This is a genomic window from Microcystis sp. M165S2 (assembly GCF_020245885.1).
GTDB lineage: Bacteria > Cyanobacteriota > Cyanobacteriia > Cyanobacteriales > Microcystaceae > Microcystis.
In genome coordinates this window covers 1-7,951 of record NZ_JADBTZ010000131.1, presented here as the reverse complement: position 1 = coordinate 7,951, position 7,951 = coordinate 1, and the positions used below count along the sequence as shown (strand labels likewise).

General features: G+C 49.2%; 8 protein-coding genes and 1 pseudogene. 2 read left to right on the top strand and 7 right to left on the bottom strand.

Annotated features, from left to right (window positions below):
* Positions 1–153: 153 nt before the first annotated feature.
* Together IM479_RS06950 and IM479_RS23010 are read left to right on the top strand one after the other, a co-directional pair.
* Positions 154–639: a hypothetical protein gene (locus IM479_RS06950; RefSeq protein ID WP_287686334.1), complete on the top strand. Its 486-nt coding sequence runs from the start codon at positions 154–156 to the stop codon at positions 637–639.
* The gene (locus IM479_RS23010; RefSeq protein WP_502845699.1) at positions 552–809 is read left to right on the top strand and encodes a zinc ribbon domain-containing protein; all 258 of its coding nucleotides are present in this window, start codon (positions 552–554) and stop codon (positions 807–809) included. The genes IM479_RS06950 and IM479_RS23010 overlap by 88 nt, the downstream gene beginning before the upstream one ends.
* Here IM479_RS23010 and kdpC read toward each other — a convergent pair.
* From kdpC to IM479_RS06910, 7 genes and pseudogenes are all read right to left on the bottom strand, one after another.
* Positions 783–1,427, bottom strand: coding sequence for a K(+)-transporting ATPase subunit C (gene kdpC, locus IM479_RS06940; protein ID WP_287686332.1), 645 nt, complete (start codon positions 1,425–1,427; stop codon positions 783–785). The two genes, IM479_RS23010 and kdpC, sit on opposite strands and share 27 nt — an antisense overlap.
* Positions 1,428–1,429: 2 nt before the next feature.
* A complete protein-coding gene (locus IM479_RS06935; RefSeq protein ID WP_287686330.1) occupies positions 1,430–1,636 on the bottom strand; it encodes a potassium-transporting ATPase subunit F in 207 nt (68 codons plus the stop codon).
* A 40-nt stretch (positions 1,637–1,676) separates the two neighbouring features.
* Positions 1,677–2,609, bottom strand: coding sequence for a DNA cytosine methyltransferase (locus tag IM479_RS06930; RefSeq protein ID WP_287686328.1), 933 nt, complete (start codon positions 2,607–2,609; stop codon positions 1,677–1,679).
* Complete coding sequence (locus IM479_RS06925) at positions 2,606–3,706, bottom strand: HindVP family restriction endonuclease (protein WP_287686326.1); 1,101 nt, start codon at positions 3,704–3,706, stop codon at positions 2,606–2,608. The genes IM479_RS06930 and IM479_RS06925 overlap by 4 nt, the downstream gene beginning before the upstream one ends.
* Positions 3,706–5,865, bottom strand: a complete 2,160-nt coding sequence (gene kdpB, locus IM479_RS06920; RefSeq protein WP_287686324.1) for a potassium-transporting ATPase subunit KdpB — start codon at positions 5,863–5,865, stop codon at positions 3,706–3,708. The genes IM479_RS06925 and kdpB overlap by 1 nt, the downstream gene beginning before the upstream one ends.
* A gap of 15 nt (positions 5,866–5,880) precedes the next feature.
* Positions 5,881–7,626, bottom strand: a complete 1,746-nt coding sequence (gene kdpA, locus IM479_RS06915) for a potassium-transporting ATPase subunit KdpA (RefSeq protein WP_287686322.1) — start codon at positions 7,624–7,626, stop codon at positions 5,881–5,883.
* Between the two features lie 175 nt (positions 7,627–7,801).
* Positions 7,802–7,951, bottom strand: a pseudogene (locus IM479_RS06910) (RNA-guided endonuclease TnpB family protein); the annotation flags it as partial.

Here is a 7,951-nt window from a genome sequence, read left to right as displayed (position 1 = left end):
CTTGCGATACATTGGTACTAAGGAGAGAAGATGCAAGGGTTTTGAGTAATTTTAGCAGATTCAGGGGCACCTGAGCGACTCTCAATCTAGCTAAAAGCCTTTTCCTGTAAGGTTTTTAGCTTTATTCAGCAAACCCTATATAAGGCTATATGTGTGGCTGTGGTTGTGTATGTTGCGTTTGTGGCTATATATGTGGTGGCTATTTTTCTGGCCGTGCCTCTGGATCGGGAGACGGTTGTGTTTCTATATTTTCGATCTGTGTTTTGGGCTGGGGTTGGGGCTGTGGCTATGGCTATGGCTGTGGCTGGGGCTGGGGCTGCGGCTATTGGCTTTGGTTTGGGGATTTGGTATCAAGCTAAAGAAAAAATATATTGGCTATGGGTGCGATTCTTGTCGGTTTTAGCTTTTCCCTGGTTTTGTTCGTTTCCCATTGTATTTGGGTTTACCTCTTTTGCCCTGTATCATCGCCTATCTTGGGAATGGCAATCAATATCCCTATTTTGGCTAGTTATCTTCGGATTTTGTACTGTCCTTTGGGTGCGAGGTAAAAAATTAGAAGAAAAAGCCCGCAACCCCCTCAGAGGTATTTTAGAGGGCTACATTCCGCACTTCAGAAGGAGGTTCAAGTTATTGAAATAGTTTCAAAAGCCAACAAAAAAACTCAGTTGTATGGTGCGGAGTTAATCGTAGCTGATAGATGGTTCCCCAGTAGCAAAATCTGTTCCAATTGTGGATACAAAAAAGAGTCTCTATCTTTATCCGACTCACCGAATTTCCCGGTACTATCGGGTATTTGCGATCGCATCTAGAGCCAAATTCAGTTTCAGCAGGTTAACCCCCGGTTCGCCGAAAATGCCGAGAAAGCGATCATCGGTGTTTTTGGTAACGAGGATCTCCACTTGATTTGGCGGTAATCCCCGCACCCGCGCCACCCGCTCGATCTGCGCTCTGGCAGCCTCTGGGGTGATATGAGGATCGAGACTGGAACCGGAGGTATATACTAGATCCGCAGTGGGTTTAATTGTCGCTTTCTCTAATCGGGGAATCTCCCCCTCTATAGCTTTTGCCGGATCGGGATCGGGTTTTCCTTTAATGCGATCGATCAACACGGGGTTACTGGGAGCTAGGTTACTCGCTCCCGAAATTCCGGTTTGCAGGACTTTGTTAGGATCGTTTTTCGGATCGGCCGTACTGTAGGCGGTGGTACTCGGACGACTATTGAAATAGCGATCGCTGGTGAAAGGTTGCCCAATTAGAGCCGAACCCACCACTTGACCTTGATTATTGGTGATCAAACTCCCGTTCGCTTGCCAGGGAAAAAGAATTTGACCGATGGCGATCATCGAGAAAGGATAGATCAGCGCAGTGATCACCCAGAGAACTAGGGTAGAACGGATGGCTCTACCGGCCTCGCGTGCAAAACTCATAATTAAAACCTCTCTGGTATAAAGATGACCAAGAACAGATAGATAAATAAAGCAAAGGCGACTAATCCTAAAAGGGTTAACGCGGAAGCTTGCCACCTATCGATAGTGCTTCCCGTAGAAGCTTGAACGATGGAGGAGAAAAGAATTGTCAGACAGAAATTTAAGAAAATATACCAGAAAAATCGGTATTTTATAGGGGCTGCTTTCATAAGAATTAGAGGTTTTTGGAGATTTGTTTTTGCCAGTAAATCAAGAAAATAGCTGTAGTTGTCGATAGGTTGTCTTGTTCCCCTTTTTCAATTCATAGTTAAGAATACATTGGCCTACATATCTGGCCAGATTAACAGGAACCGCATTGCCAATCATTTGTTCTAGATTAGATTTTGTTCCTGTAAAAATAAAGTCTTTAGGAAAAGTTTGGATATAGCTTCGCTCGCTCGTTGTTAGCGGTCTTAGTTTTTCCTTAAGATGACAAGCATCACCGGGATGTTGTCGATAGGTTTTGGGAACTGGTCGATTTACTCCTCGAATAGTAGGGCTAGGTTCATAAATACTGAATATCGCCCTTCTTTGATAGCTTCTAGGATGTCTATAATAGTATTCTATGTCTAATTCTTTGCCCATATAGTCAAATACAGTCAGAGGTTTACTTGATAGATTTTCATTGATTTCATCGATTAAAAAATCATCTTCTTCGTTCATTTTACCGATCAGAAAATATCTTTTTCTAGTTTGAGGAACTCCGCAGTAACAAGAATTAATCACTTTTCCAGTTAAACCATAACCATGTTTTTTTAAAATTTGTTTTGCTTGAGTGAGTATTTTACTTTTCTCAATTCTGTCCACATTTTCCATAACAAACCATTGCGGACTTACTCTAGTGACAATTTCAGCGAATGTGAGCGTTAGATTCGCTCGTCCTAAACCCTCGTCTCTCTTACCCGCACTGGAAAAGTCTTGACAGGGAGGGCTGCCGACAATAATCTCAGGATTATATTGAGCAAATATTTCTTGGCTAGATTCTCTAGATAAATCGACATTAAATATCGGATGACTAAAGTTATTTCTATAGACATCTATAGCAGGTATCCAGTTATCAAATGCGGCCACAATAGTAAACCCCGCTTTCTGGAAACCTAAAGATAAACCACCACAACCAGCGAATAAATCGATTGTGATCATTTTGCTCCCTCCTCTAAATTGAACAAATCAGGTGAATTATAAATAATAGCATCAAATCGCCTTTCAGGACTCAATAAATTTTGTCCACCTCCTAAAATAATTTCTCTGATTTCTGATTTGTTAATTCTGGGTCGATGCAAAATTTCTGAACGCATATACTGGTTGGTAATTTTGCCGCTTAATGCAAACGCTTTATCGTTTTTTGTATTGTAAGAAAGTTGATCGATTATTTTTCTATGATTGATGCGCTCCTGTTTGCTGAAATCGTCAAGCATTTTGAACAGCCATATCGCAGAACGTATTTGTCTGGAAATACTTTTTTCTATTCTCGCTTCAAATTTAGTCAGATCTGCGAATAGCCGAGTGAAGGCTAGATCGCTCCAAACGAACACATCTAAACATTGCTCTGCCAATCTTGAAGATTTGCCTTCCGTTTTCCAGATCGGCTGTATTAAAAATGGTTGTTGATAGGGCAATAAATCAAGCGATAGTCGGTCAATAACGCCAACTATTGATAGTAAATAAGGCATTACCTCTCTCGGTTCTGTCCAGTCTTGAATAGAATCGAAATCACTACCGATAATCTCCTGCATTTTTTGTATATTTTGCCTAATGTGATTAATGATACTACAGGCGAGATACACAATGGTATCTGGTCTAACCACTATTTCACATCCATAGCGAATATCTTCTAAGTCACAAGTTGTATTGTCTGGTAAAGCGGTTAATTTAATTTCCAGACCTCGAAGACAATTACCGTTATCTATTCTCTGGGTTACTAGATCGACTCTAGGCAAACTACCGATTACAAATTGATTATACGGCGTAAATTGACTCTCGAAAGCGTAAAATAAATTATCGGAATCGGGAGCTAGACCGTATAACTCTTGTGTACTTAACTCCGCAGGTTGAATTTTTAAATTTTCATCGAGTTTCAGATATACATTTTTCAGTCCTTTCCAATCCAAGTAAGCGCACAAAGAAGCTGGAAATGAGGAATTAAATTGATTTTTACCCCATGTTTCTTTTTGGTTAAAATCCCGATTCGAGTGCTTCAATCCGAATAAACTAGGCTTAAATATTGCAGATTTTCCCATTACCTCAACCCGATCGCTGAAATTATCTCATCAATAATCTTAATAGCAATAAACGGCGCAATCATGCCTCCCACCCCGTAGATAAGGATATTGCGCCGCAATAGTTGGTCGGCAGTAAGGGGGCGAAATTGAACGCCTTGAAGTGCCAGAGGAATCAAAACAGGGATAATCAGGGCATTGTAGATCAGGGCCGAGACGATCGCCGATTGAGCGCTTTTCAAACCCATGATATTTAAAGCACCGATCCCAGCAGCGGCGAAAATCGTCGGGATAATAGCGAAATACTTAGCGATATCGTTAGCTACCGAAAACGTGGTCAGGGCGCCTCGGGTAATTAATAACTGTTTGCCGATGGTGACTAAATCGATCAGCTTGGTCGGGTCAGAATCCAGATCCACCATATTGGCCGCCTCCTTCGCCGCTTGGGTTCCGGAGTTCATCGCCACACCGACATTAGCCTGGGCCAGTGCGGGTGCGTCGTTGGTTCCGTCTCCCGTCATGGCAACTAACTTGCCCTTGGCTTGCTCGCGACGGATCACCTCGATCTTATCTTCCGGGGTGGCCTCAGCGATAAAATCATCCACCCCCGCCTCCGCCGCGATCACCGCCGCCGTGATCTGGTTGTCGCCGGTGAGCATGATCGTTCTCACACCCATGCGCCGTAATTGGTCGAAACGCTCTTTTAATCCCGGCTTCACGATGTCCTTGAGATAGATCACCCCGTAGATATCGTTACCCCGACAGACGGCGAGGGGAGTTCCCCCCAAACGGGAAACCCTTTCCTGTGCCTGATCGAGGGTCTCGGGAACGGAACCACCGCGGGAACGGACGAAACCTTTAATCGCGTCTACGGCTCCCTTACGGTATTCCTCGCCGTCCATATCGGTGCCGCTCATGCGGGTACGAGCGGAGAATTCGATTCCCTCGCCGGGTTGGCCATCGATGGAGAGGTTCGCGCCCAAATTCCGGGCTAAGGCAACGATCGAGCGTCCTTCCGGGGTTTCGTCGAAAAGGCTGGCCGCTAGACAGATGCGGGCTAATTCCTCGAGGTTATGACCGTTCACGGGGATAAATTCGTCAGCCAGTCGGTTTCCGAGGGTAATCGTTCCCGTTTTGTCGAGAAGGAGGGTATTGACGTCGCCGCAGGCTTCCACGGCGCGCCCAGAGGTGGCGATGACGTTAAACTGAGCCACACGATCCATGCCGGCGATGCCGATCGCGCTCAACAAACCGCCGATCGTCGTGGGAATGAGGGCGACGAGGAGGGAGATCAAGATGGCGATACTGGAACCGGCCCGAAAGGTATCCGCAACCGCCGGCCCGAGACTCGTTTCCAGGAAACCGGCGATATAGTTCCCGATCGGCGGAATCGTGGCGACGACAATTAAAAAGACTTGGGTTAACACGGCCAGAAGTACCGTCAGCGCGATCTCGTTGGGGGTTTTCGTGCGCTCGGCCCCTTCCACAAGGGAGATCATGCGATCGATAAAACCCCGGCCGGGATCTTGAGCGATCCGCACCGTCAACTCGTCCGAGAGAAGCCTGGTGCCGCCGGTGACGGAACTGGCGATGTCGGTTCCGGGTTGTTTGAGGACGGGGGCCGATTCTCCGGTGATCGCCGATTCATCCACCGAACCGATTCCCTCGATCACTTCCCCGTCGGCGGGAATCACGTCCCCGGCCACCAGTTTTACCCGATCGCCCCGACCCAAGGCCGTGGAACTGACCGACTCGATCGAGCCGTCGGCAAGGATTTTCCGGGCCATCGTGTCGCTGCGGGTGGAGCGCAGGGCATCGGCCTGGGCTTTTCCCCGTCCCTCGGCGACCGCCTCGGCGAAGTTGGCGAACAGCACCGTGAAGAAGAGGATGAGGGTGATGATGCCGTTAAGTAGCCGTTGTTGTCCCCTATCCCCGGCGATTCTGCCGAATAGATGCGGGTCGATCGTGACCAGGGCCGTGACGATCGTTCCTAACCAGACCACGAACAGGACCGGGTTACGCACGGCGATGCGCGGGTCGAGTTTGAGGAAGGACTGCTGGATCGCGCGTTGATAGAGACCTGTCCGGTTTACCTTGGGGGTGTGGCGGCGGTCGTCCCGGCGACCTCTCGGCACTCGCAAAGGGCGAGAGGATTTAGAATTTCCTTTGTTCATTCTCATAAATTATCTAAACTCCTAGCCGATCATCCGGGTGATTTGAAAGGCTTCCGCGATCGGCCCGAGGGCTAATATCGGCAAGAAAGTGAGCGCACCGAGAATTAAAATCACCCCCGCCGTCACGCTGGTAAAGAGTCCGGTATCGGTGCGGAGGGTTCCGGTGGTGGCGGGAACTGGTTGTTTGCGGGACATCCCATCGGCTAACAAGAGCAGGGCGGCGCTCGGGATATACCGTCCGGCGAGTAAACTCAAGGAGGCGCTCAGATTCCACCAGAGAGCGGTAATCGTCGGTTTCGCCCCAGCCGCGATCGCGATCGGCCCGGGTTGGGAATCCCCCAGTCCCTCGAATCCCGACCCGTTATTGGCGGCGGCGGAAGCGTACTCGTAGATAACTTGAGATAATCCGTGAAAGCCGGGGTTACTAATGCCCTGAAAGTCGGGAAAGGCAAGGGCGATCGCTCCGGGGATGAGGATGGCGATCGGGTGAACCAGCAGAATTAAAAAACTCGCTAACACCACTTCCCGTTTCTCGATTTTGCGCCCGAGGAATTCGGGGGTTCGCCCCACCATTAGCCCGGTGACGAATACCGCCAGGATCAGATAGGCAAACAGGTAGGCGGTGCCGGTTCCCTGGCCGCCGAAGACTATTTGCAGGAACAGATTCGAGAGGGTGGCGAAGCCGCCGTTCGGCATCAAGGAATCGTGCATGGCGATCACCGCACCGCACATGGTGGCCGTGGTAGTTACCGCGTACAGGGCCGATTGCGCCCAACCGAAGCGCACTTCTTTGCCCTCGAAGTTAACCGCTCGCTCCACCCCTAGCAGGGAGTTAACCGCCTGGTTGCCGTTATATTCCCCGATCGCTGTGATGATCGTAAAGCCGATGAAGATACCTAGGGGAATTAGATAGATTAACCGAGCTTGCTTGAGATTATCGGCGAAAACCCCGTAGGTATAGATTAGGGAGGTGGGAATCGAGAGAATCGCTACCAACTGCACCAGATTGACGAATCCGTTCGGGTTTTCAAAGGGGTGGGCCGAGTTGCTGGCAAAAAAGCCGCCGCCGTTTTCTCCCAATTCCTTAATAATCTCGAAGTGGGCCACCGGACCGCGGGCGATCGCCTGACTCAGGTTGGGGTTTTCTAGCGTCGGCAAGATCGCCGGGCCCGCGAGGGTTTCCGGGACTCCGGCGATGATCAGGGCAATTGCCCCCACGATCGAGATCGGTAAGAGGATACGAGTGATCGCTCGGATCAGATCCACGTAGAAATTGCCCAACGGTCGCCCCGTCAGTCCCCGAATAAAGGCAATCCCCACCGCTAGACCGGTTCCGGCCGAGGTGAACATCTGGTAGCCGAGACCCCAGATCTGACTCCCGTAGCTGAGGGTGGTTTCTCCGGAATAATGCTGTTGGTCGCTGTTGGTGATAAAGGAGATGGCAGTATGTAGCGTGGTGTCCCAAGTGGGGGCGGGGATTCCGGTCGGGTTGAGGGGAAGGAATCCTTGGCCGGCAATCAGGGAAAAAACCAGAATTGCCATCACCGCATTACTGTAGAGAACGGCGCGGACGTACTGCCAGCCGGTCATATTCTCTTTCCCTTTCACCCCGACGAAGGTGTAAAGAAGACTCTCGGTTCGATCGCACAGTGGGTCGAGTAAGGTTCTCCGTTCCATGAACACCCTAGCCATATACCGCCCGAAAAAGGGGGTGATTGCCACGATTATCAGGATCGTGAGCGCGATTTGAATCCATCCTTGCAACATGGTTCGATCAACTCCAAAAAAAGGCCCGTGGAGGCTCGATCAACGATCAACCGGGAAAATCACGGGTTCGCTGTCTCGAAACCGCTTGCTGAAAACCTAGTTTGTCTAATCATTAGCGATCATTAACAAATGGTTGACATCCTCACCGCCGTAAACGGACGGTGATTCCCAAACCTCACGATTTGGGTTTCTGCTTCTTTCCCTTGCGGGGTTCCGCACCGGCCTTAACAGATTTACTCTGTTCTGGTCTTATGGTCGCTCTACAGACTGACACCGCAAGTCCTGCGGCCAAAATGTTTTTACTAGCGTTAATATCTCGGTCATG